Here is a 1,827-nt window from a genome sequence, read left to right on the forward strand (position 1 = left end):
TTATCACAAAGAAACGATACAAACAATTGCAGACAACTACATTGCTGCACTACAACATATTATATCACATTGTAATGCAACAACACAACAAACAAAAACAGTTAGTGATTATAATCTGCCAGAAACAATTTCAAACAAAAGACTAACAGATTTCATAACTTCTGAAAAACATCAACACAAAGTTGTAGACATATATCCGTTGAGCCCATTGCAAGAAGGTTTACTATTTCATAGCTTATATGATAATGATACTTCTGGATATGCAATTCAATTTCAGTGTGATATCATAAATGAATTTTCAAAAGAATCATTTTATAAAACATGGAAATACCTCATTGAAAAACATACCATCTTACGAACAGCTATCTATGCAGAAGGTTTGGCAATTCCGGTACAATGTATATACGAAGATGTACAACTACCAATACAAGAAATTGATTTTAGTGAACATTCAGAAGAAACCTTAAAGCAAAAGCTAAATAAATTTTTAGAACAAGACCGAAATACTGGATTTGAATTAAAAAAAGCACCATTATTTCGAATCTCATTACTAAACATAGGTAATGGAAAAACGAGAATGATTTTCACAAATCATCACATTCTATGGGATGGTTGGTCACTTTCTAGCTTAATGCAGCGTTTCATGTTGTGTTATACAGCATTAGAAACCAACGGAAATTTCCCTCATATTCAATTTGATGATTACGGACAACATATTCGTCATATCGCAAACAAAAATTCAGCAAAAGGAATTTCATTCTGGAAAAAATATCTTGCAAAAATTAGTTTGCCAACATACTTGCCATTTATTGAAGATGCTTCCAAACGAAACAAAGTCTTTGGAAATGCAGAAAAAGAATTTGTCTTCAAAGGCGATATCAAATCCTTTACGGAAAAACATCGTATCACAACAAATACACTAATTCAAGGAGCTTGGGCATTCTTACTCTCTAAATATACAGGGCAGAAAAATGTTGTATTTGGAGCAACCATTTCAGGAAGAGATTCAGCTATTGCGAATGTTGAAGAAAAAGTAGGATTGTATATAAATACAATTCCAGTAAGCAATGAAATCAGTGGAAAATTGAATGTTGCAAATTGGTTGCAAACACTTCAAAAAGACCATACAAAAGGGAGAGAGGAATTTGGATACTTACCATTAAGTATTGTAGAATCTCAAAACAATATAAAAGACACTTTATTTGATAGTTTACTAGTATTTGAAAACTATCCGATGGATGAAATTTCATCTAATTCAGAAGTAAGTTTTGAAATTGAAAATACTGAAGGAATCGAAAGCACAAACTATTCACTTTCGTTAATCATTTTTCCGTCGCAACAAGGCTTGAAGATTAAATTTGATTACAATAACACGGTAATTTCTGATGAAAAAATTCAGATGATTGAAAATCATTTGCAAACTTTACTAGAAAGTTTCTTGAATGATGTTGATTATATTGAAGATTTAAAGTACTTGACTTCTGTCGAAGAAAAAGAATTACTGAGCGATTTAAATCAAACAACTACAGAGTATCCAAGCGATAAAAACGCAGTTGTATTATTTGAAGAAAATGCTACAAAAACACCTGATGCAATTGCCATTACGTTTAAAAATACTTCGTTAACGTATCAGGAATTAAATGAGCGTTCGAATCAGTTTGCACACTATTTACAGGAAAACGGCATCAAAAAAGATGATCAAGTCGTTTTCTATATGAATCGTGGAATTGATTATCTAGTTGCAATGTTAGGAGTTTGGAAAGTTGGCGCATGTTTCATTCCACTAAGCACAGATTTCCCATTAGAAAGAAATCAACAAATACTATC

At 31.6% G+C, this 1,827-nt stretch carries 1 protein-coding gene; it reads left to right on the forward strand.

The genetic code is table 11. From position 1 onward, the window contains the following. Positions 1–1,827: condensation domain-containing protein (locus Q0828_RS24345; RefSeq protein ID WP_298427966.1), on the forward strand; the 1,827-nt coding region annotated here is incomplete at both ends.

Source organism: uncultured Kordia sp. (assembly GCF_947496985.1).
GTDB lineage: Bacteria > Bacteroidota > Bacteroidia > Flavobacteriales > Flavobacteriaceae > Kordia.